Here is a 23,290-nt window from a genome sequence, read left to right on the forward strand (position 1 = left end):
TACACCAATACAGCGCCGGTGTCTCTGCATGTCGACTTGCATGCCCCCGTACGATCTTTGTAGGAGGTGGACAGCTATGGCCACGAGTGAACATGAGGAACTCCCGCCGCAAGTTCGGGCGGCGGTGTTGCTGGCGATGGGCCGGGTGCCGGAGGAGATAGGCCCCGAGATTGGGGTGTCGGGCAGGACGGTGCGCCGGTGGCGTCAACGCCCGGAGGTGCGGGCCGACATCAGACGGGTGCGTCTGCGGCTGCTGGATGGCGCTGTGGCGTCGCTGCGGGCGGGAGAGGAGGGGTGAGTGCGGGAGGCGATGTCTATCTCGCCTGGTGCGCTCCCTCCCACGTCACCACGATGTTCCTGGAGTCCGTCGTCTGCCTCTACCAGGACGACCGGACCCGGCCGCGCATACGTGACCACGTGACCTACCTGAGCAGTCCTCACCTCGCCGTCTCCCGCCACGGCATCACCGAGATGTTCCTCGCCTCGGGCGCGCCCTGGCTGCTTCAGATCGACAGCGACATGGTGTTCACCCCTGACCACGTCCTCACGCTGCTTCAGGCGGCGGACGCTGCGGAGCGGCCCATCGTCGCGGGCCATTGCAAGGGCTTCGACCAGCACGACGGGCAGGAGGTAGGGGAAGCCTTCAGGACCGTGGGAGGCCGGCTCGAACCGGTGCTGCACCCGCCCGCGAACTGCCTCATGGAGGTCGCCCTCGTCGGCACGGGCTTCCTCCTGGTGCACCGGGATGTGTTCCTGCGGATGCGAACCGACCGGCCCACGGCGCGCCTGCCCTGGTGGGACTACTCGGTCGTGGACGGCGACCCGTACGCCGAGGACTACACATTCTGCGAGCGCGCTCGGCAGGCCGGATACCGCATCTGGGTCCACACCGGCGTGCGGATCGGCCACGTCAAGGCGGCGGTAGTGCGGCCCTGATGGCCCGGCACTGGCCAGGAACTCCAAGGCGGTAACCCGCCCGCCCTCTCGCCACGAGGGCGGGGGTGCTGAGGGCGGACGGGCATCTGTGGGGCGGCGCCGGGCGGGTGGTCAGCCGGGGGTCGGTCCGCCGGTCGCTGCCGGCGTGGCGTGCAGCCGGGTCAGCCGGGCCGCTTCGTCGTCGCGGAAGGTCGCCACCTCGCGGCAGCGCTGGCTCATCACGAACTCGCCGAGCGGCACGCACAGGTCCATGCGCTGGATGCACACGCCGACCATGAACGGGCCGTCCGCAGCGCGGTACAGGCGGACGCCGTAGTACCCCTCCTGGCAGTCGTCGGGGTTGTTGAAGCGGCAGTCCGTGCACGTCTCGGGGAGGCGCACGGGCCGGATGCTCTTCGCGTACAGCGTGCGCCCGTCGGGCAGGCGGTACCGCACCCGCTGATCCGATGCCCCGGCCGTGATGATGCGGCGGACCGGCACGGCGCCCAGGTGGTCGACGACGTCCTGCATGGCGGCCAGGGAGGCGCCTCCGTCCTCCAGAGAGACGAGCATCCGGACCACGACGGAGCGGCCGTGCTGCTCGATGATGCGTAGGACGCGGTCGACATGGCCGCGGTCGGGGATCACGATGTTGGCGGAGACCTTGATGCCGTGTGCGGTCGCGGTCTCGATGGTCGCGTCGAGGGCGGCCAGCTTGCGCTCGGCGAGCTTGGGTGAGGCAAGGCGCGGGGCCTGGACGGCGGCGAGTTCGGCTGGGGTGGTGCCGAACACGGACAGGTTGATGCGGTCGAGGCCGGCTGCTGCGGCGGCGGGCAGGACCGCGGCGCCGTTCTCGCCGTTCGAGGTGAGCCCGACGGTGAGTCCGAGGCGCCGGGCGATGGTGATCAGGCCGGGCAGGTCGGGGTGCAGTGTCGGCTCGCCGCCGGTGAAGTGCACTTCGTTCGTCGGGAGGCTGCCGCGCACGGCGGCGAGGGCCAGGGCGAAGTCCGTGTCGGCGGCGATCCGGGCGGGCAGGAAGTCGGCGCCGTTGGTGCGGAGGTAGATGGACACACGTCCGGTGCTGCCCGGTGCGGCGACGGGTGTTCCTTCGTTGTGGCAGAACGAGCAGGCGAGACCGCATGCGTCGATGATTTTCACGCGCAGGGTGCGGTCGGGCTTCACTTCCACCGGCACGTCGCTCAGGTCGTGCATGGTGCCCCCTTCTCCGGGCCGGTCGGGGCGCGGTACCCCGGCTGGTGTCGCAGGCGCCGGCCTACTCGAAGCGCAGGTCGGCGATGGAGTCCAGGTCGATGCCGTACAGGCCGTAGACCTTGGTGGTGTTGATCGATGTGAGCTGGTCACGGTCGATGCCCAGCGCGGCGGCGGCCGTCCACACCTGCGCTTCGTCGTCGGCCTCGATCTCCAGATACGGCGGGATGCGTGGCCACTCGTCGACCTCCAGGCGGACAGTGCCGAGGGTGTACGAGGTGCGCCGGTTCTCCTGGTAGCCGTGGGGTGTCAGGCCCATGAGGCGCAGCAGCGTGGCGGCTTCCTCGAAGCTGTCGACGGTCACCTCGGTCTCGTGGGTCCCGTCGACGGCGTCCGTGCTGATCTGCTTCACGCAGAGCGTGACGTCGCCTCCCGTGTCGCGTAGCCGCGCCCACCGGCCAGGGACGGCCGGGATGGTGTCGTACACGTACCGCCGCATAAGGCGGGTGCCGGTCGTGCAGGTGCCGCCGGCCTCGGTGATGAGCCGTGCGATCTTCGCGGGGTCGACGTCGAGGGCCTTCGCTTCGAACTCAATGCCTGCCATGGAGTCTCCGATCGCTGGGTTGCTGCTGGTGTCCAACGACCGTGCAGCGTAGGGGGCGGCAGCCCGGCAACGCCCCTCACGGGGCCCGGGCTACAGGCGGGTGCCCACGGCGATCGTCTCGTTCCCGGAGAGCCGCAGGATGGCGCGGAGGAGGATCGGCAGTCGGCGGTCATCGAGGTCCTGCACGGCGGCGAGGGTGGTGATGCCGATGCCGAACATCGACAGGACCAGGCCGAGGAACGAGAGCTGTTGTGCGTCCAAGCCGAGGCCGTACTGGCGTCCGGACAGTGACTCCAAGCTGACCTTGGCGCCTCGGCTGGTGTCGACGATCAGGGCGCGCTGGACGGCCGGGAGCTCCAGGATGGTCCGCTCCTCGACCAGCGCCTGAACGGCCGCTTTGTCGCGCGACGACTTCGCGGTGCGCGCCAGCTGCTTGCAGAGCCTCGACAGCTCGTCAGTGACCTCGGGCGTCTCGGTCTGAGTCTCGGTGATGGTCATGCCGGTGCCTCCGTTGGGCGTCGGTACCCGCCAGGGCCGAAGGCGGCGGCGAGTACGGCAGGGTCAGTGAGTTCGCCCGATCCGTCAGGGCGCGTGAGCCAGAAGCGGCCGCAGACAGGCCAGCCCGTCGGCGGGCAGTGGAGTGGCCAACCAGCCGGATGCACGGTCACGGTCCGCAGGTCGGCCAGTTCGTCGGCGGCATCGAGCGGCACGAGCCACCAGGCGGTGTCCAAGGTCGGATCGGCGACGACTGGCCCTCGGCGCTCGGAAGGGATCCGGTCGTGCGCCTGCATGCTCGCGACGAGCGGAGCTTCAGCCGCCAGCCACGCCCTGCCGGACGGGATCGGTGCCAGGGCCTCAAGGCTCCACGCCTCGCGCACGAGGGCGGGGTGCGTGGAGCAGCCAGCGAGCCACGAGTCCCCCGCCAGGTACCGCTCGGTGTACTTCGGAAGGGCCATGAGCGGGACGCTACGGAGGCCGATTGCGCCTCTGGGCGGCGATTGCGCGCGATTGCGCGCACGGGCAGGAGGCTTGCGCCCGGTTGCTTAGGTGAGGTCGAGAGAGGCCCTTGCACGGCCGATCAGGCGCCGCGCCGGCGTCCCGTACTCGGCGGCCTCGGCGAGCCAGTCCCACGCCCGCTCGTACAGCTGGACGTCGTCGTCACCAGTCAGCCACAGTTCCTCGCTGATGGTCTCGACGATGACGAGTCGCCAGTCGTAGATCCAGAAGGCGTGCGGCGCGGTGCGGCGCAGCTGGGTGCCGAACGGCAGGATGCCGAGCTCGATCCGGCGTTGCCCGACGAGGTTGTACAGCCGGTCGAGTTGCTCGGCCATCACCTCGACCGGGCACGAGCGGTGGTACAGGGCCGCTTCGCAGACGAGGAACCGGAACGTCTTCGCGGGGTCGTACAGCGCTTCCTGACGGCGCATGCGCGTCTCAACGGCCGCCTCGGTGGTGGGCGGGATCCCGCGGAACTCGGCGTTGCTGTCGAAGATGACCCGCGCGTACTCGGGAGTCTGGAACAGGCCCGGTATGCGGGAGACCTCGAGGCCCCGGATCAGCGTCGTGTTCTCGGTCTGCCGGACGGCGATCTCCTGCCGGCCGCGGTGCCCGCCCGCGAGTTGCCGACGCCACGAGCGGTGCCGCTGCTTCATGTCCAGGCCGGCGAGCAGGCCGTGCAGTTCAGGCTCGGCGTCCGGGCGGCCGACCGCGTTCGTCCACGCGGTCAGATCGGCGCGGGTAGGGGTCTGCTTGCCGTTCTGCAGCCGGGAGACCTTCGACGTCTGCCATCCCAGCTTGCTGGCGATGTCCTTACCTTCCAGACCGGCCTCGGTGCGCAGCTCCCGCAGGCGCGCGCCGAGGGCCTCGCGTGCGGTCTGGAAGTCGGTGGTCACACGGTTGAAGCTACCCGCTTCGCGAACTCGGCTGTAGGTACCGCGTGATGCCAGGCAGCGTCCCGGGCCTGGCAGGCTGCGAGCACCTCGGCGGGGTCTTCGGTGACGTACACGCCGAGGGTGGTGTCGTCCTCGTCGAACGCGAACCGGGCCACGATCTTGGAGTCGAACAGCCAGAAGTCATGGTCCGGCAGCCGCAGGGCGTGAGCCTCGCTGCGCGGGAGATGGCGGATGTCCTCCCCGGCCTCGACGTTGCTCGGGGCGCGGGCCAGCAGGAACTCCTGCCCCTGGGTGAGTGGCTCGTCGGCCAGGCGCACACGCTCGAACCGCTTGCCCTGCTCGACCTGGGCGCGGACGTTCTGCCGCCAGGCGTTGGCCGGCTCGGCGGCGACGTCCTCGCCGGCGAGCCACTTCGGCCAGAGCGGGGACTGGCGGTCGGAGGCGTAGCCGCGGCGGGTCTCCAGGCGGAACGCGGTGTGCCGGAACTCGCGGAACAGGTGCGAGATCGAGGCGAACGGCCGGAGCTCGGGTGCAGCGGTGCGGGGCGCGTACCGGGTGAGCAGGCTGCGGGGGACGCGGACGAACGTCTCGGACGGCTTGACGTCGCGCAGCTGCACGAGGTGCTGCGGGTCGGTCTCGCGGTCACCCTGCACGAGGATCTCGTCTGTCTCCGGAATCTCGTACAGGGTGGGGCAGTCACCGTCATCGCTGGTGGTGCCGAGGAACCTGAGCGCCATGTCGCCTCCGAGTCCTGGTCGGTTGGAGATCCCAGGATGCGCGGTGGTTGCGCGGTGGCGCTCACGGATTGCAGCAGATTGCTGGCCGAGGACGTCAGCCGCGGATTGCGCGCAACACGGAGAAGCCCCCAGACGGCCCGTAACGGGACCGCTGGGGGCTTCTTCTCACGCCTTCGGGACGGTCCACTCTGCCGGGGTATCCAGCGACTCCGGTGTGTACAGCACTTGCTCGGGCCGCTGCTTGGCTGGCACGGCGAAGACGGTCTTGCCGCGGACGCAGTCGCCGGCCTTCATCTTCGCTTCGTATGGGTACTCGGGCTTGGGGAAGTCCCCATAGGTCGCGCTGCTCGGCTCGATCCGTGCCCCGTCCGCGTAGGCCAGGGCCCAGGGGTATCGGGTGACCCCGCTTGTGCCCTTCTTCAGGCAGGCCTTGATCTCTACCGCGGCCCAGGTGTAGCCGGTGGTGCCGAACTCCGCGTCAGCTGAGGTCTGCGGGTGGAAGGTGTCCTGCTCGTAGCCGAGCACCGTGATGCCCATCGTGATGCCGTCGTCGGTGAACGTGAGCTCCTGTCCGAAGGCCCGGGGTTTGTCGGGGCTGGGCTTCGGATCCGCCGTGCTCTTCTCTGCCGCCGGCTTGTTGGCCTTCGGCGTGGTGCGCGGCTCAGTGCTACTGCTGCAGGCGCTCAGAGCGAGCAGCAGGACGGCAGTAGTGGTGATGGCGCGGGTGCGCATGATCCCCCCGAGGTGCTGTTTTTCCGAATGGGCATCATGCGCCCCGTGAAGGCCGCGTGTGAGGCATGTAGCCGTCTTGTGACCATGTTGGCCGGCCAGAGGGGGGATATGTCCACCCCGCCCCGCCAATCCCGATTGCGGTGACTGCACGGCACCGGCAGCGGCAACCTTCACCGAGCTGGTCTATCTCCACAGGTGTCCATGTTCACGGGCGCTTAGCGTGACGTGTAGGCACGTCGGTGCTGCCTAGGAGGCCGTTTTCATGTCATTGACGATCGCGGAGCAGCGAGCGGCGGCGAACCTCGCCAGTACATGCATTTATGTCGTGAGCTTGGACAACACTTGGACAGTGCAGTTGGGGACAGAGATCCCGGCCATGGACTCGGACGCCCACCGCGAGCTCATTGATGTTGGCATTGAGATGGCTACGGCGCTGACTTTTCTGCATGAGCAGAAGCCATTCCTGTGTCGCTTTGCGGACGATTTCGAGGAGAGTATTACGAGCCACGGCGACTTCGCCGAGTGGGGCGTAGCCAGCCCAGAAGCTGTTTCAGGGCTCCTCCGTGAGGCGATCGAGCATCTGGACAGTCAGGCCCCAGAAGAGATCAAGGGACTCCTATACAAGGTCGAAGCCCTTCGATCGGGTGAAGCGACTGTAGGGGATTTGGGTCCCAAGACGCGTGGCTCCCTGAAGATGATCAGTGGCGCATTGACGTATGGCGCAGGCCTGGCGGCTCTTCTACTTGGCGATGACATGGTGGGCGGCGTAATTCAGCACACATGTAAGAAGCTCGGCGGCACACTGTTCAGCCAAGGGCTCAAGGAATGGCGTTCCAGCGACGCGAGCCAGACCCCGAGCGCCCCCGAGGGGCAAGTCCAAGGCCAGACCGACGGCGGCACCGCGGACGGCGGGACTGCCGACGGAGACACCGCCCCGGATGGCGGAGCGACGGGCCAGCAGCCGGTCGGATCATCGGGTGATAGACCTGATTGAGCCGGGATTCTCGACGACGCCGAAGGCGAGCGCGCTGGGCGAGGGTCTGTCGGTGCGTCAGCGACTGCCTGCCTCGTGGGTGCGGCGCCACGCGTTGTGCGCTCGCTGCGGCGCGTGTCACGGCTTGCAGGACCTCGCCGCGCCTCCACAGCCCCTACCCTCGACGACCCTTGTATCTCGTACTCGACACATGGTCTACTGGGGATATGACGACCATTCGGCTGACCAAGCCGACCATCGCCGTGCTCGAAGTTCTCCTGGAAGCAACCGGCGACGCTCCCGCGTGGGGGCTGAGCATCTGCCGAGACGCAGACCTCGGCTCCGGCACCGTGTACCCGATCCTCGACCGGCTGACAGAACGCGGCTGGGTCAGAAGCTGGGATGAAACGGCTCCGCACCCGGGACGCCCCGCGCGCCGCTACTACGAGTTGACCGGCACCGGCAGGGCGCAGGCCCACGCAGTCCTGGAAGACCGCAGAGCTCGACGGCGTCGATTCGGCCTTGGCCTGGCCGGAGGCGCCGGATGACCCGCCGATCATCGTCAGCGAGGCTGCAGGACAAGATCCCCGGGCCCTTGGTCTTGGCATTGATCTTCGCCATGCTGGGCGCACTCTTCGAGGTCTTCAAAGACCCTGGCCTGCTCAAGCACTGGGACTCTGGGCTTACGGCCGCGGGCGCGCTTGCGAACACGATCCTCTTGACTAATCTCGTCTACCTGGAGCGCTGGAAGCACAGCGAGCGCGCCGGATCGGGCGCTGCTTCGCTCGCTGCTCGGCTCGCCGGACGCCGGCGGAACATGCGGCCCGTATGGCTGGCGGATCTCGCAGGGGACCCTGACACCGGCCTGGTACTGACGGCACGGCAGAAGCGTCGGCTTGCCCGCGGCTACGTCCTCGCGGCACTTCGCATGCGGGTCCATGACATGGCCGCCCCCGCCTGGCGTCCTGTGGACTGGCTGCTGGCCGCTGAGTCCCGGACGCGGACTGCCACGGTCCTGACCGTTGGCGCGCAGATCGTCTACATCCAGGCCACGGACGGCCTGCACATGCTGCTCACGGAAGGCTGGGCGTGGTGCGGCGCATGCGCCCTCGCGGTCACAGGCCTCTTCCGCTGGCTGCGCCGCCTCCGCGGCATCGAACTCGCAGCGAGCAGCACGCCTGAGGAGTAGGACACTCGGCGTCCTGGCCGTGGACCCGGGCTCAGCGCTCAGAGCCAGGCATGGGGTGCTCCAGCGGGACGGGGAGACCTCCCCCTCTATGGCCACTACTTCGCAGGTCAGCGGCCACTACACCCCCCCTATACGCGGATAGCGGCCCCCCTCTAGATCCACTGGTGTGGGTAGAGGGGGGCCGCGGGGCGTTCCGGGGCCGGTTGTAGAGGGGTGGGGGTCTACCGGGCGTCGAGCAGCTCGGGCGGCACAGCTGCCTCAAGGTCCTCGCGGCGGTAGCCGGCGAGGTTCTTCCCGCCGATGTTCACCTGCTTCGTGGTGCGCTTCACGCCCGCGTCCTCGAGCTCCCGGGCGAGGCGTTCGGCGTCCCAGTCGCCGTAGTCCTCGTCGAGGTTCTCCAGGCGCTGCAGCAGGTCGACGGTGTGCATGCGGGCGGCGTGCCGCATCACGGTGAGGCAGTCGGACAGGACGGGAGCGATGGTGAAGCCGGCCTGGTCGGCTGCGGCGGTGACGTCCTGGACGGCGTCGCCGGTCAGCTGGTTGTGCTTCTGCCGCAGGGCGCGGCCGCGCTGGCAGATCTCGGCGAACGCCGGCCCGTCGAGGAAGTCGGCCCGCACGGTGACGAACGAGGCGGGGCCGGTGACCAGCACGCCCGTGCCCTTGTGCTCTTCGGACAGCACGGAGGCGTCGGCACCCTGGGCGGCCTTGCCCTTGCCGAGCACCATGTCGCTGGACGTCTGGTCGACGACCTGCGTCGAGTACCGCAGGGTGATGATCTCCCGCAGCTTGGTGGGCACCGAGTCGGCGTCGGGCCGCTGGGAGGCGAAGTTGGAGATGAACCCGGCTGCCGGGCCTCGCCGGGCGATGCGGCACAGGTCGTTGATGACCTGGTCGCGGTCGTCCTTCTCCATGGCGGTGAAGTACTCCTGCAGTTCGTCGATGGTGACGAAGATGACCGGCAGGTTGTACTTCTCGACGATCGTCGGCGTCAGCTTGCCCTCGGGGCACACAGAGACGGGCAAGCCGCGCAGCAGCACGAAGCGGCGCTCCATCTCCGCCAGCAGCTCCTTCAGCATGGCCTTCAGCGCCTCGACCGCGTCGTCCTCGGCGCCCATCACCAGCCGGTGCGCTACGGCCTTCATGGGCATCCAGTCGGCGCCGCCCTTGCCGTCGGCGACGTAGTGCCGCACGTAGGGGTCGAGCAGGCCGGCCGCGGTCATGAGGCGCTGCGTGAACGTCTTGCCGCGGCGGGGGAGGCCGCCGAAGAACAGCGACTGCCACATGACCGGCACGGTGATGCGGGTACCGCGGGCGTCCTGTCCGAACGGGATCGGGTCCCACACGGAGAACGTCTCGGCCTTGACCAGCGGCGACGGGTTCGGCGTGCCGAGGTAGGGGTCGTCGTCGGCCACCCACATCGACACCCGCCCGGCGTTGCCGCCGGCCGCAGCGCGGACGCGGGAGGCGATGACCTGAATCTCGTCGACACCCAGCTCGGCGGCGATCGCCGTGCGCTTCGCCAGCACGTCAGCGGCCGTCTTCCCCCCGCCCTTGGGCAGGTCGAAGATGACCGCCCAGCCGCGGCCGTCGCGGACCGGTCCCATCACGCAGGTGACCCGGGGCCCGTCGCCGTCGCCCTTGCCCTGCTTGAGCAGGCCCGCCGCGCGGAGCGCGTCGTTGAGCTGCTGCGCGGTCATGTCGACGCGCAGCGGCGGCGTCGCGTTGTCGAGCAGCTGCACGTCATCGCCCCGGCCCAGGAAGACGAGGGGGATCGTCACGGCGGCGGCCATGCCGGCCTGTAGGGGCGTCGGCGCCAGCGGCCAGCCCGCGGCAGCGCCCGCAACAGCGATCGCAGCGGCGCCGAACCGCCACCGGCGGGCGAGGGTGCGCTCGCGGTGCAGCAGCGCGTACCGGACGGCGAGGTCGACGTCGTCGGGCTTGACCTTCAACTGCGCGCGCAGGGCCTTCACGGCTGCGCTCTGATCGTGCGCTGTGAGCGTCGGCCACAGTCCGCGGGATGCCCGCCACAGGCCCTTTGAGGCGAGCCACGTCATGCGGAACGCGTACTTGGGGACGCGCAGCAGGTGGTAACGGGAGTGCCACCAGGACAGCCGGCAGAACGCCGCCGTGTTGGCCTTCAGGGACGCCACGGACCGCGCCCAGGGCGGGAGGATCGGCACGTCGGGCACGGTCAGCCAGTCGGCCAACGGGTTGTTCGGGCGGTCGACCGCCTCTACCCCGGGCGTCTCCTCGACGACCGGTTCGGGGGCGAACTTGAGCAGGCTCACCTGCGGCTTGTCGTGGCCGTTGACTACGGGCGGGGTAAGGGTGTCCGTCATGATGTGGGTCTCCGGTCGTTCTGTAGCGGTCCGGGGCCCGGGGCGGCCGGTTTCGCCTGGCAGCTGACGGCCGCCCCGGGGTGTAGCTACGGCTTCTGCTTGCGGCGCAGGGCCTGCTGCTCGATGCGCTCGGCCTTGCGCTTCAGGTCGGAGAGGTCGACGTCCATACCGGCCAGGCCGCGCTTCGCCATCCGGGCCGTCAGCAGGCTCAGCTTCGCGAGCTCGCCGGGGGTGTAGTCGCTGAGGCTCAGGTCGTCAGCCATGGGTGGGCTCCTCGGCGGTCTCGGGCAGGGCGGCGCCGATGGCGGCGTAGGCCTGGGCGGTGTTCGCCCAGACGGTGCCGGCTGCGGCGAACGCGGGTGCCTTGGGCCGGAAGTCCTCGTGCCGGGCGAGGCGCTCGGCCTCGGTCGCCAGGTCGTGGGCGCGAAGCGCGGCGTATCGGGCCTGCTGCAAGGCCTGGTCGCGGGTCATGGTTCCTCCTGGTTGTGGGCCGGGCTGTCCGGCCCCACCGCTCCCCCACGGTCGGGCCGTGGGGGACGGAAGGGCCAGGTCAGCGGCGGGGGTAGCCGTGGCCGGGCGGCGGGTAGTCGACACCGGGCGGCGCAACGGCTCCGCCGAGGACGGTCTGTTCGAACTCGTCGAGCGGGCCGCCGTCGACGGGGTCTCCGGTGCGGGCGGCGTAGGCGTCCTCGACGCCCTGAAGGATGCGGGTGGTGCGGTCCGCGGCGTCCGATGCCGTTTCGGTGCGGCGGAAGATGCCCATGGTCAGCGGCCCCTCTTGTGGCTGGCCTTGTGCTGGCGCAGGGCCCTCGCGCAGGCCGGGCACTTGCGCTCCGGGCCGTTGCCGGCGATGGGCAGGGGGATGGTCGCGCCGCAGATCGCCGGGGTGACACCGCGCTGTAGCTGCGGGTGGCAATCGGGGCAGTGGAAGTGCATGTCAGCGGCCCTTCTGGTAGTCGCGCCACATGGAGCGCAGGACGAGGGCGAGGATCGCGACGGAGATGCCGCCGATGGCGATGGCGATCGAGGCGAACGCGATACCGACGCCACCGATGCAGATGGCGCAGCTGATGCCGAGCCACTCGCCGGTGCTACGACCGGGCTTGCGCTCGTGCTGGCAAGTGGAGTGCGCGGGCTGCTGCTGGGCGGTAGCGGCCTTGGCCAGTTCGACGGCCGCGAGCGCGATCTGTACGGCGGCCGTGTCCACGGCGGCCTCTCGGGCGGCGGCCTCGGCCTTCTCCAGGGCGTCGCTCATCGCGTCCACCTCCTCGGCAGGGGCAGGTGCGGGCGGGCTACGGCACCGAGGGCGAACGCGACGAGCAGGGGCTTCGACGCCAGTCCGTCGACGGCGGAGGTGGTCAGGTCGAGGGCCTGCGGGACGGTGAGCAGTACACCGAGCAGGGCGCCGAGGAACAGCCACTTCATGACCGGGCCTCCCCCGTGAAGAGCGCCGTGGTGACCACTTCGCGGCGAAGGTCGGTCGCCTCTCGACGCGACAGGCCGAGTTCCTCCTGAAGCGTCTTGATGGTCACCGACCGGCCGTTCGACCTGACCGCTTCCTTGTTCAGGGCGCGGGCCTTGCGGCGCAGCTCAGCGGGGGTGAGGGTGATGACCTCGGTGACCACCTGGCGGCCGGTCTCGGCGGGCACCGAGTTGGTCACCTGCGGAGGCTGGCCGATGGTCGTCTGAAAGGGGAACTTGTCCGCCCACGGGTCCACTGCCGCGACGTCCGGCATGACCACTTCGGCGGGCTCCTCGACGTCCACCAGGCGCCCCTTGATGCGGTCCCACCGGTACGGCACCCGCGGTTGGTTAGTGGTCACCTCGACCGGCTCGGGCCGGGCCACGATCGGCAGCAGGCTCACCCCTGCGGGCACCACGTCCGGCCGCGCGGGCGGGAGCTCGGGCCGCTCCTCGGGCACCCGCTCCACCGTGATCTCCTCGCCCGTCTCCCACGGCGACGCCAGGTCGATCGTCGCCAGAGACGAGGCGTGCCGGCGGGCCGCGAGCAGCTCCAGCAGCTTCGCGCGCTGCTCCTCGGACGCGCCGGCCTGCGCCTTGCCCACAGCCACGGACAGCCGCCGGGCGACGCGGGCGCGGCCCCGGGCGCCGGGCTTCATGTCGGCGAGCTTCGCGGCCAGGCCCACGGCCTTGACCGTCCACCGGTCACGGGTGATCTGCTCGGCGGTGCGGTCGCGGGTTGCGAGACCGAGGCGGGACAGCAGCCGCTCACGCAGCTCGCGGGCGAGCAGGGCGGGCAGGCTGCCCGAGCCAGTGCCGGGCCTGGCGTGCCGGAGCTCGATCCCCATGGCGAGGTGCCACAGCAGCGCGGCGAGGACCGGGCCGACGACGGCGCGCACGGTGCCGCCGACGATGCCGGACTCGGCGTATGCGGGGATGACCTGCACGCCGGTGATGAACCAGACGAGGGCGCCGGGGACGCCGGGTGCTCCCTGGGTGCGGAGGTTCTGGCGGGCCATCAGGGCGCAGGCGAACAGGGCGAGCTCGGCGGCGGCGAACATCGCGCCGCGCTCGGTGGTCGACACCATGTTGAGGCTGTGCTCGGCGAACCGCCACGAGGTGTCTGCGCTGTAGGCGGTGCAGGCGAGGGCGGCGAGCGCGGCGACCAGGACGGCGGCCGGTACTCGGCGCGTGGCCCTGCGGCCGGCCACGGCGAGCGCGACGACAGCGGCCAGGACCGTGACGGCCACGAGGACCGCGGGCAGGGGGTGGGCCTGGGCCCACATCAGTACGGAGTTCATTCGCCCACCTCCGGGGCGGCGGCGCGCACGGCACGGTGCGCGGCGAGGCAGACGCCTTCACGGTCGCGGCGCTCGTTCGCGTCGAGCAGCGCGGCCATCAGGGCGGGGACAGGGGGGAGGCGCCGGGCGGACCGGGCCGCCGCGCGCAGGGCGGCGGCCTCGGTCGGGCGGCGCACCAGGGCGGTGCCGCTCACTGGTCACCTCGGGCGAGGATCGCGGCCAGCTCACGGCTGAGGGCGCGCAGGCGGGCGGCGGCTTCGACGAGGGCGTCGGCCAGCTCCTCGACCTCGTCGGGCGTGTACGACCCGGTGAGGTCCTGCTGCTCGACGTACAGGACGACGTCAGTGGTGGCGCGCTCGGCGAACGGGGCCTGGGCGAGCATGGCGCGAAGCAGGTTGAAGTCGCCTGCTCCGATGGCGTGCTCGAGACCGTAGTGGGTGACGTCGACCTTGGACTCGGCGTGGCCGCCGTGACGGCCGGCGCACCAGTCAGGCTCCTCGATCTCCAGGGACCTGGTGACCAGGACGGGCACGGTCACCGTGCGGGGCAGGTGCTGAGTCACTCGGCCTCACCCCTCGCGCGGTTCTCGGCGTGGCTGCGCTGCTCCGGGCGGGTGCGCGGCGCGGACTCCAGCCAGGGGAAGGGGTGGATGTAGGCGGAGGCCTTGAACACGCGGATGGCCGCGCCGTCGGGGGCATCGGGCAGGGCGTAGACGCGGCCACCGGTGATGGAGGCGAGGAAGCGGGCGCCGTGGTGCTCGCAGCCCTTGGCGCCGGCGTTCGTCGAGTCGAGGAAGGTGACGACCGGAGGCCCGTCGCACGGGGTGGGGTCCTCGGGGTGCGCGGCCGGGCAGCGTTCTCCCAGGTCGGCGGGGTTACGCGATCCCGTAACCGCCTCGTCCGGCTCGACTCCCACAGCGCGCAGCACGATCCGCAGGGCTTCGCGGATGGCGCCGTGCGCCTGGTTGAGGGCGAACAGGTCACCGTGGTCGACGTGCGCGTAGTCGGTGAGCATCTGCTGCGCGACCTGGGCCGCGACGGCGAGGTCGCTGGGGAGGGCCGGGGGCAGGGCGCCCGCCGTGGTGGTGGGCGCCTGCTCGGCCGGGGTCCGGCTCATCGGTCGTCTCGCTTCTGCTGGGGCAGAGGCTGCTGGGCGAGGTGCTTGGCGAGCTCTCGGCCCTGCTTGGCGGTGGCCGGGTGGCGCAGCGAGCCGCAGAGCTGGCAGGCGCGCGGGTTGTGGGAGGCGGTCATCGGGCACCGCCGGCGAGGGCGGCGATGCGGGCGACGGCGGCCTTGTACTCGGGCTTGCGCGGCTTGTACGCCCGGATGAGCACCCGGACCTGGCCGAGGGTGTAGCGGGAGACGCCGTGGGTGCGGTGGGCGCGGCCACCGGCGACGGTGCGGCGGGTGCGGGCGGTCGCGGCGGGGGTGAGGCCGATCCGCTTGGCGACGGTGCGCAGACCGTTGGCGCAGCCGGCGGCGGTGGTGCGGTCGACCCCGGCGGCGATCGCCACGGTGGCGAGGCTGCGGGGGCGGCGCCGGCACGAGGCGGCGAGGCGGGTGGCGGCGGCGCGGCGGCGGAGCTCGGCACGCAGGGTGCGGCGGTTGGTGCGGCGCTCGCGGCGGATGGAAGGATGCGTCATAGCGATCTCCTGGTGTCTCAGGTGGTCGTGAGGCCCCGGGCCGGTGGGACTTGGCGGAAACACCGGCTTGGGGCCGCCCCCGTTTCCGGGGGGCTTAACCTTGTAGATACACAGTATCGGGAACCTTGTAGATACACAAGCCCCCATGCGAGGATTCCGTGTATCTACGAGAGGGAGAGCGATGGCTGAGCAGTCCAGCGAGGCGCCGAAGAGGCACACGACCCCGCGGCCGATTCGAGTGCCGGACCCGCTGTGGCAGGCGTACGGACGGGTGTGCGAGCGACTGGGTACCGACCGGACGAACGACGTCCTGGACCACATGAAGGCCCGGGTCCTGGAGCACGGCACCGACGAGGATCAAGCCGACCTCCAAAGGGCCGAACAGGAACTCGCCGAGCGCCGTGCCCGCAAGGGCGGCAGGCCGAAGCAGGAGCCGTCAGCTTCCGCCTGAGGATCCCGCCGGGCGTCGTCTCACACTCGTCTCACACACCTGCTCTGAGACCGCGTCGAATCCGCAGGTGACATGGGCTTTTGCGGACGCCACGCATAACAGGCGGACACCATGGACGGCTCGTAGAGTCGGTCCATGGATCTGCCGGTGATGCCCCCTGTCCTGCCGATGCTCGCCAAGTCCGTGGCGGCGATCCCCGCCGGCATGCAGTACGAGGCGAAGTGGGACGGGTTCCGGGCCATCGTGTTCCGCGACGGGGACGAGGTCGAGTTGGGCAGCCGCACCGGGAAGCCTCTGACCAGGTACTTTCCCGAGCTCGTGACGGCTGTGCGGGAGCGGTTGCCGGAGCGGTGCGTGGTGGACGGGGAGATCGTGATCGCGCGCGAGGGGCATCTGGACTTCGACGCGCTGACGGAGCGGATCCATCCGGCGGACTCGCGGGTGCGGATGCTGGCGGAGCGGACCCCGGCGTCACTCGTCGTGTTCGACGTGCTGGCGCTGGGGGACGAGTCGCTGATGGACGCGCCGCTGACCGAGCGGCGGGAGCGGCTGACCGGGGTGCTGTCCGGGGTGCGGGCGCCGGTGTACCTGGCACCGGCGACCACCGACATCGAGGTGGCGCGGCAGTGGTTCGAGGAGTACGAGGGGGCGGGACTGGACGGGGTCATCGCCAAGCCGCTGACCGTGCGCTACCGGCCGGACGCCCGCGCCATGTTCAAGATCAAGCACGAGCGGACGGCGGACGTCGTGGTCGCCGGGTACCGGCTGCACAAGAGCGGTCCGGTCGTCGGGTCACTGCTGCTGGGCCTGTACGACGACCGGGGGGCCCTCCAGCACGTGGGGGTGTCCGCCGCCTTCACGATGAAGCGGCGCGCCGAACTGGTGGAGGAGCTGGAGCCGCTGCGCCTGGACGACGTGACGGGGCACCCGTGGGCGGCCTGGTCCGAGGAGGCCGCGCACGAGAAGGCCCGGCTGCCGGGGGCGCCGAGCCGCTGGTCGGGCCGCAAGGACCTGTCGTGGGTGCCGCTCAGGCCGGACCGGGTGGCCGAGGTGGCGTACGACCACATGGAGAACGGGCAGCGCTTCCGGCACACGGCCCGTTTCCGCCGCTGGCGCCCGGACCGGACCCCCGAGAGCTGCACCTACGCGCAGCTGGAGGAACCGGTCCGCTACGACCTGGCGGAGATCCTCGGCTCCTAGCGTCTGTCGGGGTGGCGCCGGTCAGGGCTGCATCAGGACCTTGACCGCGCCGTCCTGCTTGCGCTGGAACATCTCGTACGCATGCGGGGCCTCCGACAGCGGCACCCGGTGGGTGGCGAAGTCGTCCACACCGAGGGGGTCCTCGTCGGTGAGGTACGGGATGATGTCGTCGCTCCAGCGGCGGACGTTGGCCTGGCCCATCCGCATCTGGATCTGCTTGTCGAACAGGGTGAGCAGCGGCAGCGGGTCGGCCATGCCGCCGTAGACGCCGGACAGCGAGATGGTGCCACCGCGGCGCACCAGCTCGATGGCGGTGTGGAGCGCGGCGAGGCGGTCGACGCTGAAGCGCTCGGCGATGGGGGCGCCGATCTTGCGGGGCAGGACGGCCGCGGCGTTCTGCACCAGGCGCGCGGCCGCGCTGCCGTGGGCCTCGGTGCCGACGGCGTCGATCACCGCGTCGGGTCCGCGGCCGTCGGTCTGGTCGCGGATCGCTTCGACGAGTTCCTTCTCGTCGTCGAAGGACCGCAGGTCGAAGGTCTCCACGCCCCGTGCCTTCGCCCGGCGCAGCCGCTCCGGCACCAGATCCACGCCGAACACCTGCCCGGCGCCCTGCACCTGCGCGACGCGGCAGGCCATGTCGCCGATGGGGCCGAGACCGAGCACGGCGATGCTGCCGCCCTTCGGGACGTCGGCGTAGGCGACGGCCTGCCAGGCGGTGGGCAGGACGTCGGAGAGGTAGACGAAGCGGTCGTCGGGCGGGCCCTCGGGGACCTTGATCGGGCCGAACTGCGCCTGCGGAACACGCAGGTACTCGGCCTGGGCGCCCGGCACCGCGCCGTACAGGCGGGTGTAGCCGAACAGGGCGGCGCCCATGCCCTCGCCCTGGACCTGGGTGGTCTCGCACTGGGTGGGCAAGCCGGTCAGGCACATCCAGCAGTTGCCGCAGGCGATCTGGAACGGCACCACGACCCGATCCCCCACCTGGAGGTCCGGGACACCGGCTCCGACCTCCTCGACGATGCCCATGGGCTCATGGCCGAGGATGTCGCCCGGCGTCATGAACGGGGTGAGCACTTCGTACAGATGCAGGTCGGATCCGCACAGTCCGGTGGAAGTGATGCGGATGACCGCGTCCGTCGGCTCCTGGATCGTCGGATCGGGCACGTTCTCCACCCGCACGTCCCGCTTGCCCTGCCAGGTCACTGCCCTCATCGCCTCGCGCTCCCTCCGTAGCGTGCGCGTCGGTCGTACGGCGACGTCCGGGTACCCGGACGCCCCGCGCCGAACCTTGCGCCGATCGACGGACGCGGCGGAGACACTTCCTCGTCAAGAACGATCGACTATGGGCATTGATGTTCAGATAAGCGCACAATCAAGTCAGATCGATGACATGAGGCGCGGTGGCGACGGTGGGCATGGGACGAGGAGCGCGCGGACGGCGCGCCGCGACGACGGCGGCGCTGCTGGCCGCCACGGTGACGGCCGCCCTGGCGGCGGGCTGCACGGGCGGGGGCGGCGGACCGGGCGACGACGGACGCGGATCGCCGAAGGAGTCGGGGCAGGGGGAATCACCCTCGGCGAGAGGCCCCTCCGCCCTCGTCGTCAAGATCGACAACGCCTCCCCGGCCCGCCCGCACACGGGCGTCGACGCCGCGGACGTGGTCTACGCGGAGCAGGTCGAGGGCGGACTGAGCCGGCTGATGGCGGTGTACGCGACCCGGCTGCCGGAGACGGTCGGACCGGTGCGCAGCGCACGCGAGTCGGATCTGGAGCTGCTGCGCCAGTACGGTCGGCCCACGCTCGCCTTCTCCGGCGCGCAGAAGAAGCTCCTGCCGCTGATCGGCGAGGCGCCGCTGCGGGCGGAGACGCCGGGCAACGCCGCCGACGCCTTCTTCCGCGACTCCGGCAGACCCACCCCGCACAACCTCTACCTGCGGCCCGAGCGGCTCGTGCCCGAGGCCCCGGGCACGAGCGCCCTGACCACCGGCTTCCACTACGGGGCGGCACCCGCGGGCGGCACGGCGACGGCGTCCCGGACGGTGCGCTACCCGGCGGCCGGTTTCACCTTCACCTGGTCGGACTCCCGCGACCGCTGGCTGGTCGGCATGGACGGCATGCCCGCGACGACGGCCGACGGTCAGCGGATGGCCGCCGCGACGGTCGTCGTGCAGTACGTGAAGGTGCGCGAGTCCGCCTTCCGGGACTTCCTCGGCAACAACACGCCGTACACGGAGACGGTCGGCTCGGGGAAGGCGACGGTGCTGCGCGACGGGCGGGCCTGGGACGTGCGCTGGAAGCGGGAGAAGGCCGTGGACGGCACGACGTTCACCACCGGTGACGGCACGCCGGTGAACTTCGCGAAGGGCCAGGTGTGGGTGGTGTTCGCCAAGACGCCCTGACCGGCCCGCCTTCCGGTCCGCTCCGACGGGCCCGCCCTGGCCGGCCGGCCTGCCCGGACCGCGGTCGTCAGCCGGGCGCCACCAGGGGCTCCTCCGGATTGCGGAGCCCCTCGGCCGCGTCCGCGACCCGCCGGATGAGGTCGAAGAAGACCGTCCGCTCGTCGGCGGTCAGCGGGGCGAGGAACACCTGGTTCATGCGGGCTGTGCGCACGGTCAGCTTGCGATGCGTGCGCGCCCCCTCGTCCGTGAGGTGCAGCAGGGAGCGGCGGCCGTCCTGGGGATCGCGGACCTTGTCGAGCAGTCCGCGCCGGCTGAGCCGGTTGATCACCTCGGCGATGGTGGACCGGTCGAGCCCCACCCGCTCCCCCACCGTGCGCTGGTCCACGCCGGGCTCGTCGACGAGGGCGTTGAGGACGGCGAACTGCGGCGAGGTGATCTCCTCGGAGACCATCGTGTTCCACAGCAGGTAGTGCGCCTGCTGGAGCCGCCGGGCCAGGTGCCCGGGGTGGGTGGTGAGGTCCGCGGCCGCCATGTGCACCCCTCGGTCGTCTTCGTCGGTGCACTGAACAATACTCAACGCATCGGCGGCTGTCTGCCGCCTCTGCAGAGAGTCACAGGCCTATTTACCTAGGTCTTGACGCCCCACCGCACCGATGGCAGCGTGAGGGACAGCTTACCGAAATACTCAGTGCCCTGATTAATCTGGTCGGGTCGCTCGGAAGAGATGGGGCTTCTCGGATGGACAAGGTGGTCGCCACAGCCCTGGAGGCGGTGGCCGACGTGCCGGACGGCTCGTCGCTCGCGGTGGGTGGTTTCGGGCTGAGCGGTGTGCCGAACGTGCTGATCCAGGCGCTGTACGAGCGCGGGGTGGCCGGGCTGTCGGTGGTCTCCAACAACTGCGGGGCGATGGAGTCGGGCCTGGCGGTGCTGCTGGCCGCCGGCCGGATCGCCCGGGTCACGGGCTCCTACATCGGCGCCAACAAGGAGTTCGCCCGGCAGTACCTGGCCGGGGAGCTGGAGGTCGAGCTGATCCCGCAGGGCACCCTGGCCGAGCGGCTGCGGGCAGGCGGCGCCGGGATCCCCGCCTTCTACACCCCGGCCGGCGTCGGCACCCAGGTCGCCGACGGCGGGCTGCCCTGGCGCTACGACGGTGCGGGCGGGGTCGCCCTCGCCTCACCGCCGAAGGAGGTCCGGGAGTTCGACGGCACCGAGTACGTAATGGAGCGAGGCATCCGCACCGACTTCGCCCTGATCCGGGCCTGGAAGGGCGACCGGCACGGCAACCTGGTGTTCAACAAGTCCTCCCGGAACTTCAACCCGCTGGCCGCGATGGCCGGGCGGATCACGATCGCCGAGGTGGAGGAGCTGGTGGAGCCCGGCGCGATCGACCCGGACACGGTGCACCTGCCGGGCATCTTCGTGCAGCGAGTGCTCGCGCTCACCCCGGAGCAGGCCGCGGACAAGAAGATCGAGCAGCGGACGGTGAGGTCCTGATGGCCTGGACGCGCGAGGAGATGGCCGCACGGGCGGCGCGGGAGCTGCGGGACGGCCAGTACGTCAATCTCGGCATCGGCCTGCCCACGCTCATCCCCAACTACCTCCCCGAGGGCGTCGAGGTCGTCCTCGAATCCGAGAACGGCATCCTGGGCACCGGCCCCTACCCCACCGAGGACGCCGTCGACCCGGATCTGATCAACGCCGGGAAAGAGACGGTGACGGTCCTGCCGGGCGCCTCCTTCTTCGACTCGGCTCTGTCGTTCTCGATGATCCGGGGCGGGCACATCGATGTCGCCGTGCTCGGCGCCATGCAGGTGTCCGAGCGGGGCGACCTGGCCAACTGGGCCGTCCCCGGCAAGCTGATCACCGGCATCGGCGGGGCGATGGACCTGGTGCACGGGGCCCGCACGGTCGTCGTCGTCATGACGCACACCGCCAAGGACGGCTCGCCGAAGATCCTCGCCGAGTGCGCCCTGCCGCTGACCGGCAAGGAGTGCGTGAACCGGATCATCACCGACCTCGGCGTCCTCGACGTCACCGACGACGGACTGGTCCTGGTCGAGACCGCGCCGGGTGTGACCGCCGCCGAGATCGTCGCCAGGACGGACGCCGAACTGACCGTGCCGGAGGGACTGAAGTGAAGGACGTCTACATCGTCGACGCGGTCCGCACGCCGATCGGCCGCTACAACGGCGGCCTCGCGAGCGTGCGCCCCGACGACCTGGCCGCGCACGCCGTCCGCGAACTCCTCGGCCGTACGCCGGAGCTGGACCCGGCCCGGGTCGAGGACGTGTACTTCGGCAACGCGAACGGGGCCGGTGAGGAGAACCGCAACGTCGGCCGGATGGCCGCGCTGCTCGCCGGTCTGCCCACGTCCGTGCCGGGCGTGACGGTCAACCGGCTGTGCGCGTCCGGCCTGGAGGCCGTGATCCAGGCGGCCCGGGCCATCGCGCTCGGCGACGCCTCCGTCGTGCTGGCCGGTGGCGTCGAGTCCATGACCCGGGCGCCGTACGTGCTGCCGAAGAGCGACAAGCCCTTCCCGGCCGGGCACACCGAGCTGTACTCGACGACCCTCGGCTGGCGGATGGTCAACCCGCGTATGGAACCGCAGTGGACGATCCCGCTGGGCGAGTCGGCCGAACTCATCGCGGACAAGCACAAGATCGGCCGGGAGCAGCAGGACGAGTTCGCCCTGCGCAGCCACGAGAAGGCGGCCGGGGCGCAGTCCGAGGGTTTGTTCGACGGCGAGCTGGCGTCCGTGGCGATTCCTCAGCGCAAGGGTGAGCCGGTGGTCTTCGCCGCCGACGAGTGCGTCCGCCCGGACGCCTCGCTGGCGGCGATGGCCAGGCTGAAGCCGTCCTTCCGCACGGAGGGCGGCACGGTGACGGCGGGCAACGCCTCCCCGCTGAACGACGGTGCGGCGGCGCTGCTGCTCGTCGACGAGGAGGGGCTCAGGGCGACGGGCCGGGAGCCGCTCGCCCGCGTCCGTGCGACGGGTGTCTCGGCGACCGACCCGCACTACTTCGGGCTGGCGCCCGTGGAAGCGGTCAATCGGGCGCTGGCCAGGGCGGGCAGGGGGTTCGACGACCTGTCCGTGCTGGAGCTGAACGAGGCGTTCGCCGCGCAGGTGCTGGGGTGTGTGGCCGAGTGGCCCGAGTTCGATCCCGCGATCCTCAATCCGCAGGGCGGCGCGATCGCGCTGGGGCATCCGCTGGGGGCGTCCGGGGCGCGTCTGGCCGGGACGGTGGCCCATCAACTGGCCCGGCGTGGCAGCGGCGTCGGAGTGGCCACGTTGTGCATCGGGGTGGGGCAAGGGCTCGCACTCGTCCTCGAACGGTAGCCCTTCCTCCGGCTGCGGGCCGCCTGTGCGGTCGCGCCCGCGCGGCGGAGCCGCACATCGTTCCAGCCCCGCGCCCCTTCAGGGCGCGTTCCTCGCCCCGTTGACGACAACCGTAAGAACCTTCAGGGACCCCTCATGACTCTCACCCAGCACGACATCGACCAGGAGATCGCGGCCAAGCGCGCCGCCTACGAGAAGCACCTCGCCGACGGCGGGCCCGTCGAGCACCAGCCGCGCCGTGACTACGCTCCGTACCGGTCCTCGCTGCTGCGGCACCCCAAGCAGCCACCGGTCACCATCGACGTCGGCAAGGACCCGGAGATGGTGGAGCTGTCCTCCCCCGCCTTCGGGGAGCGGGACATCACCGAGATCGACAACGACCTCACCCGGCAGCACGCCGGCGAGCCGATCGGTGAGCGCATCACCGTCTCCGGGCGGCTGCTCGACCGAGACGGACGGCCGGTGCGCGGCCAGCTCGTGGAGATCTGGCAGGCCAACTCGGCGGGCCGCTACGCCCACCAGCGCGAGCAGCACGACGCACCCCTCGACCCCAACTTCACCGGCGTGGGCCGCACCCTCACCGACGCCGACGGCCGCTACCGCTTCACCACCGTCCAGCCGGGCCCGTACCCGTGGCGCCAGCACGTCAACGCCTGGCGGCCGGCGCACATCCACTTCTCGCTCTTCGGCTCGGCGTTCACCCAGCGGCTCGTGACGCAGATGTACTTCCCGAGCGACCCGCTGTTCCCCTACGACCCGATCATCCAGTCCGTGACGGACGACGCGGCCCGGCAGCGGCTGGTCGCGACGTACGACCACAGCCTGTCGGTGCCCGAGTTCTCGATGGGCTACCACTGGGACATCGTGCTGGACGGCCCGCGGGCCACCTGGATCGAAGAAGGGCGCTGA

34 protein-coding genes are annotated in these 23,290 nt (G+C 70.9%); 12 read left to right on the forward strand and 22 right to left on the reverse strand.

Annotation, left to right across the window (positions count from 1 at the left end; genetic code table 11):
* Positions 1 to 76 precede the first annotated feature (76 nt).
* Positions 77 to 298, forward strand: a complete 222-nt coding sequence (locus BJ965_RS05100; protein ID WP_184918052.1) for a hypothetical protein — start codon at positions 77 to 79, stop codon at positions 296 to 298.
* On the forward strand, positions 295 to 936 hold the full coding sequence (locus BJ965_RS05105) for a hypothetical protein (protein ID WP_184907562.1): 642 nt from the start codon (positions 295 to 297) through the stop codon (positions 934 to 936). Before BJ965_RS05100 ends, BJ965_RS05105 begins: the two co-directional genes overlap by 4 nt.
* Positions 937 to 1,047: 111 nt before the next feature.
* Here the strand turns inward: BJ965_RS05105 and BJ965_RS05110 are convergent, their stop codons facing one another.
* The 7 genes from BJ965_RS05110 to BJ965_RS05140 form a co-directional block, all read right to left on the reverse strand.
* Positions 1,048 to 2,127 carry a radical SAM protein gene (locus BJ965_RS05110; RefSeq protein ID WP_184907563.1) on the reverse strand — a complete coding sequence of 360 codons (1,080 nt, stop codon included), beginning with the start codon at positions 2,125 to 2,127 and terminating at the stop codon, positions 1,048 to 1,050.
* 61 nt (positions 2,128 to 2,188) lie between these two features.
* Positions 2,189 to 2,728, reverse strand: a complete 540-nt coding sequence (locus BJ965_RS05115; protein WP_184907564.1) for a class IV adenylate cyclase — start codon at positions 2,726 to 2,728, stop codon at positions 2,189 to 2,191.
* A 90-nt stretch (positions 2,729 to 2,818) separates the two neighbouring features.
* A complete protein-coding gene (locus tag BJ965_RS05120; RefSeq protein WP_184907565.1) occupies positions 2,819 to 3,226 on the reverse strand; it encodes a hypothetical protein in 408 nt (135 codons plus the stop codon).
* Entirely contained in the window at positions 3,223 to 3,684 is a 462-nt protein-coding gene (locus tag BJ965_RS05125; RefSeq protein WP_184907566.1) for a hypothetical protein, read from the reverse strand. Before BJ965_RS05125 ends, BJ965_RS05120 begins: the two co-directional genes overlap by 4 nt.
* Before the next feature lie 87 nt (positions 3,685 to 3,771).
* The gene (locus BJ965_RS05130) at positions 3,772 to 4,620 is read right to left on the reverse strand and encodes a helix-turn-helix domain-containing protein (protein ID WP_184907567.1); all 849 of its coding nucleotides are present in this window, start codon (positions 4,618 to 4,620) and stop codon (positions 3,772 to 3,774) included.
* Positions 4,617 to 5,357, reverse strand: a complete 741-nt coding sequence (locus BJ965_RS05135) for a DUF6879 family protein (RefSeq protein ID WP_184907568.1) — start codon at positions 5,355 to 5,357, stop codon at positions 4,617 to 4,619. Before BJ965_RS05135 ends, BJ965_RS05130 begins: the two co-directional genes overlap by 4 nt.
* A 165-nt stretch (positions 5,358 to 5,522) precedes the next feature.
* Positions 5,523 to 6,089: a hypothetical protein gene (locus BJ965_RS05140; protein ID WP_184907569.1), complete on the reverse strand. Its 567-nt coding sequence runs from the start codon at positions 6,087 to 6,089 to the stop codon at positions 5,523 to 5,525.
* 262 nt (positions 6,090 to 6,351) lie between these two features.
* Here BJ965_RS05140 and BJ965_RS05145 point away from each other — a divergent pair, with 262 nt between their 5' ends.
* The 3 genes from BJ965_RS05145 to BJ965_RS05155 all read left to right on the forward strand — a co-directional run bounded on the left by BJ965_RS05145 (position 6,352) and on the right by BJ965_RS05155 (position 8,251).
* Positions 6,352 to 7,083, forward strand: coding sequence for a hypothetical protein (locus BJ965_RS05145; protein ID WP_184907570.1), 732 nt, complete (start codon positions 6,352 to 6,354; stop codon positions 7,081 to 7,083).
* 206 nt (positions 7,084 to 7,289) lie between these two features.
* Complete coding sequence (locus tag BJ965_RS05150) at positions 7,290 to 7,610, forward strand: PadR family transcriptional regulator (protein ID WP_184907571.1); 321 nt, start codon at positions 7,290 to 7,292, stop codon at positions 7,608 to 7,610.
* Positions 7,611 to 7,669: 59 nt separating this feature from the next.
* Positions 7,670 to 8,251 (forward strand): hypothetical protein, encoded by a 582-nt coding sequence (locus BJ965_RS05155; RefSeq protein ID WP_184907572.1) that lies wholly within the window; start codon positions 7,670 to 7,672, stop codon positions 8,249 to 8,251.
* Positions 8,252 to 8,472: 221 nt separating this feature from the next.
* Here BJ965_RS05155 and BJ965_RS05160 read toward each other — a convergent pair whose 3' ends face one another.
* The 13 genes from BJ965_RS05160 to BJ965_RS05220 all read right to left on the reverse strand — a co-directional run bounded on the left by BJ965_RS05160 (position 8,473) and on the right by BJ965_RS05220 (position 14,994).
* Positions 8,473 to 10,590 (reverse strand): FtsK/SpoIIIE domain-containing protein, encoded by a 2,118-nt coding sequence (locus BJ965_RS05160; protein ID WP_184907573.1) that lies wholly within the window; start codon positions 10,588 to 10,590, stop codon positions 8,473 to 8,475.
* A gap of 86 nt (positions 10,591 to 10,676) precedes the next feature.
* Positions 10,677 to 10,853 (reverse strand): DUF6257 family protein, encoded by a 177-nt coding sequence (locus BJ965_RS05165; protein WP_184907574.1) that lies wholly within the window; start codon positions 10,851 to 10,853, stop codon positions 10,677 to 10,679.
* Positions 10,846 to 11,061 carry a hypothetical protein gene (locus BJ965_RS05170; RefSeq protein WP_184907575.1) on the reverse strand — a complete coding sequence of 72 codons (216 nt, stop codon included), beginning with the start codon at positions 11,059 to 11,061 and terminating at the stop codon, positions 10,846 to 10,848. The genes BJ965_RS05165 and BJ965_RS05170 overlap by 8 nt, the downstream gene beginning before the upstream one ends.
* 79 nt (positions 11,062 to 11,140) lie before the next feature.
* Positions 11,141 to 11,353 carry a pre-toxin TG domain-containing protein gene (locus BJ965_RS05175; RefSeq protein ID WP_184907576.1) on the reverse strand — a complete coding sequence of 71 codons (213 nt, stop codon included), beginning with the start codon at positions 11,351 to 11,353 and terminating at the stop codon, positions 11,141 to 11,143.
* A gap of 2 nt (positions 11,354 to 11,355) precedes the next feature.
* Complete coding sequence (locus tag BJ965_RS05180) at positions 11,356 to 11,526, reverse strand: hypothetical protein (RefSeq protein ID WP_184907577.1); 171 nt, start codon at positions 11,524 to 11,526, stop codon at positions 11,356 to 11,358.
* Position 11,527: 1 nt separating this feature from the next.
* Entirely contained in the window at positions 11,528 to 11,845 is a 318-nt protein-coding gene (locus BJ965_RS05185; protein WP_184907578.1) for a hypothetical protein, read from the reverse strand.
* On the reverse strand, positions 11,842 to 12,015 hold the full coding sequence (locus tag BJ965_RS05190) for a hypothetical protein (RefSeq protein ID WP_184907579.1): 174 nt from the start codon (positions 12,013 to 12,015) through the stop codon (positions 11,842 to 11,844). Before BJ965_RS05190 ends, BJ965_RS05185 begins: the two co-directional genes overlap by 4 nt.
* Positions 12,012 to 13,352: a hypothetical protein gene (locus tag BJ965_RS05195; RefSeq protein ID WP_184907580.1), complete on the reverse strand. Its 1,341-nt coding sequence runs from the start codon at positions 13,350 to 13,352 to the stop codon at positions 12,012 to 12,014. The genes BJ965_RS05190 and BJ965_RS05195 overlap by 4 nt, the downstream gene beginning before the upstream one ends.
* Positions 13,349 to 13,546: a hypothetical protein gene (locus tag BJ965_RS05200; protein WP_184907581.1), complete on the reverse strand. Its 198-nt coding sequence runs from the start codon at positions 13,544 to 13,546 to the stop codon at positions 13,349 to 13,351. Before BJ965_RS05200 ends, BJ965_RS05195 begins: the two co-directional genes overlap by 4 nt.
* On the reverse strand, positions 13,543 to 13,914 hold the full coding sequence (locus BJ965_RS05205) for a DUF6907 domain-containing protein (protein WP_313666723.1): 372 nt from the start codon (positions 13,912 to 13,914) through the stop codon (positions 13,543 to 13,545). Before BJ965_RS05205 ends, BJ965_RS05200 begins: the two co-directional genes overlap by 4 nt.
* The gene (locus BJ965_RS05210) at positions 13,911 to 14,468 is read right to left on the reverse strand and encodes a hypothetical protein (RefSeq protein WP_184907582.1); all 558 of its coding nucleotides are present in this window, start codon (positions 14,466 to 14,468) and stop codon (positions 13,911 to 13,913) included. The genes BJ965_RS05205 and BJ965_RS05210 overlap by 4 nt, the downstream gene beginning before the upstream one ends.
* Positions 14,465 to 14,602 (reverse strand): hypothetical protein, encoded by a 138-nt coding sequence (locus BJ965_RS05215; RefSeq protein ID WP_184907583.1) that lies wholly within the window; start codon positions 14,600 to 14,602, stop codon positions 14,465 to 14,467. The genes BJ965_RS05210 and BJ965_RS05215 overlap by 4 nt, the downstream gene beginning before the upstream one ends.
* Positions 14,599 to 14,994 (reverse strand): hypothetical protein, encoded by a 396-nt coding sequence (locus tag BJ965_RS05220; RefSeq protein ID WP_184907584.1) that lies wholly within the window; start codon positions 14,992 to 14,994, stop codon positions 14,599 to 14,601. The genes BJ965_RS05215 and BJ965_RS05220 overlap by 4 nt, the downstream gene beginning before the upstream one ends.
* A gap of 181 nt (positions 14,995 to 15,175) precedes the next feature.
* On the opposite strand from BJ965_RS05220, the gene BJ965_RS05225 reads away from it, so the two are divergent.
* Complete coding sequence (locus BJ965_RS05225; RefSeq protein ID WP_184907585.1) at positions 15,176 to 15,445, forward strand: hypothetical protein; 270 nt, start codon at positions 15,176 to 15,178, stop codon at positions 15,443 to 15,445.
* A 135-nt stretch (positions 15,446 to 15,580) separates the two neighbouring features.
* Entirely contained in the window at positions 15,581 to 16,645 is a 1,065-nt protein-coding gene (locus BJ965_RS05230; protein ID WP_184907586.1) for an ATP-dependent DNA ligase, read from the forward strand.
* Positions 16,646 to 16,666: 21 nt separating this feature from the next.
* Here BJ965_RS05230 and BJ965_RS05235 read toward each other — a convergent pair whose 3' ends face one another.
* Entirely contained in the window at positions 16,667 to 17,857 is a 1,191-nt protein-coding gene (locus BJ965_RS05235) for a zinc-dependent alcohol dehydrogenase (protein ID WP_184907587.1), read from the reverse strand.
* 203 nt (positions 17,858 to 18,060) lie between these two features.
* Here BJ965_RS05235 and BJ965_RS05240 point away from each other — a divergent pair, with 203 nt between their 5' ends.
* Positions 18,061 to 19,044 carry a DUF3048 domain-containing protein gene (locus BJ965_RS05240; RefSeq protein WP_184907588.1) on the forward strand — a complete coding sequence of 328 codons (984 nt, stop codon included), beginning with the start codon at positions 18,061 to 18,063 and terminating at the stop codon, positions 19,042 to 19,044.
* 67 nt (positions 19,045 to 19,111) lie between these two features.
* Here the strand turns inward: BJ965_RS05240 and BJ965_RS05245 are convergent, their stop codons facing one another.
* Positions 19,112 to 19,576 carry a MarR family winged helix-turn-helix transcriptional regulator gene (locus BJ965_RS05245; protein WP_184907589.1) on the reverse strand — a complete coding sequence of 155 codons (465 nt, stop codon included), beginning with the start codon at positions 19,574 to 19,576 and terminating at the stop codon, positions 19,112 to 19,114.
* Positions 19,577 to 19,782: 206 nt separating this feature from the next.
* On the opposite strand from BJ965_RS05245, the gene BJ965_RS05250 reads away from it, so the two are divergent.
* From BJ965_RS05250 to pcaH, 4 genes are all read left to right on the forward strand, one after another.
* The gene (locus BJ965_RS05250) at positions 19,783 to 20,538 is read left to right on the forward strand and encodes a CoA transferase subunit A (protein WP_184907590.1); all 756 of its coding nucleotides are present in this window, start codon (positions 19,783 to 19,785) and stop codon (positions 20,536 to 20,538) included.
* Complete coding sequence (locus BJ965_RS05255; protein ID WP_184907591.1) at positions 20,538 to 21,182, forward strand: CoA transferase subunit B; 645 nt, start codon at positions 20,538 to 20,540, stop codon at positions 21,180 to 21,182. The genes BJ965_RS05250 and BJ965_RS05255 overlap by 1 nt, the downstream gene beginning before the upstream one ends.
* On the forward strand, positions 21,179 to 22,381 hold the full coding sequence (locus tag BJ965_RS05260) for a thiolase family protein (RefSeq protein WP_184907592.1): 1,203 nt from the start codon (positions 21,179 to 21,181) through the stop codon (positions 22,379 to 22,381). The genes BJ965_RS05255 and BJ965_RS05260 overlap by 4 nt, the downstream gene beginning before the upstream one ends.
* Before the next feature lie 135 nt (positions 22,382 to 22,516).
* Positions 22,517 to 23,290 carry a protocatechuate 3,4-dioxygenase subunit beta gene (pcaH, locus tag BJ965_RS05265; protein ID WP_184907593.1) on the forward strand — a complete coding sequence of 258 codons (774 nt, stop codon included), beginning with the start codon at positions 22,517 to 22,519 and terminating at the stop codon, positions 23,288 to 23,290.

The organism is Streptomyces luteogriseus, assembly GCF_014205055.1.
In the GTDB taxonomy this organism is placed as follows: domain Bacteria; phylum Actinomycetota; class Actinomycetes; order Streptomycetales; family Streptomycetaceae; genus Streptomyces; species Streptomyces luteogriseus.